The organism is Noviherbaspirillum sp. ST9 (assembly GCF_048799745.1).
Taxonomy (GTDB): Bacteria; Pseudomonadota; Gammaproteobacteria; order Burkholderiales; family Burkholderiaceae_D; genus Noviherbaspirillum.
This window is the reverse complement of record NZ_JBLWFR010000183.1, coordinates 1-549: the sequence shown is the minus strand read 5'-3', so window position 1 is coordinate 549 and position 549 is coordinate 1. Positions and strand designations below refer to the sequence as shown.

General features: G+C 43.9%; 1 protein-coding gene. It reads right to left on the bottom strand.

Annotation, left to right across the window (positions count from 1 at the left end; translation table 11 throughout):
* On the bottom strand, positions 1-549 hold a 549-nt coding region (locus tag ACNOHI_RS25420; protein ID WP_420477505.1), incomplete at both ends, for a helix-turn-helix domain-containing protein.

The window sequence follows — 549 nt, the reverse complement described above, 5'->3', positions numbered from 1 at the left end:
TGATAAAGCAAGCGCTTTGCTTCTAACATCACACGCTGTTGTATGTGGTACGAGACGGAATAGCCAGTGGTGTCCTTGACGCACTCGTTCAGGTAAGAAGCGGATATATGGAGGGATTGAGCGTACTCTGCCGGCTTTTTGAGAGTGATAAAATTGCGTTCTAACATCGCCCTGAAAGCTCTGGTGACCATCTCAAAACGAGAAAGTTTATCGGCTGACTTATACTCTCCAAGATACTGTGAAATAACCAATGCCACTAACGCATTACAGCTGTCTTTCAGCAGGGAACGATATAATCGCTCTTGCTTTCTTTCAAAAAACCTGATGCATAACGATACTGTATCAGAAATAATTGAAAACGTTTCTCCTGCTAAAGATACAGGTCGTGCGGGGGTAATATCCTCTAATAATTTAAGATACTCGGGGTTCAAATTTTCATTGTCGATAGCCCATCCGCTGGCAGTAATATTCTCTATGGCTCCCCGCATGCGGTGTACCTGACTCGGGTGGATGTACATCACAGACCATGGCTTTATTTCATACTCCTGA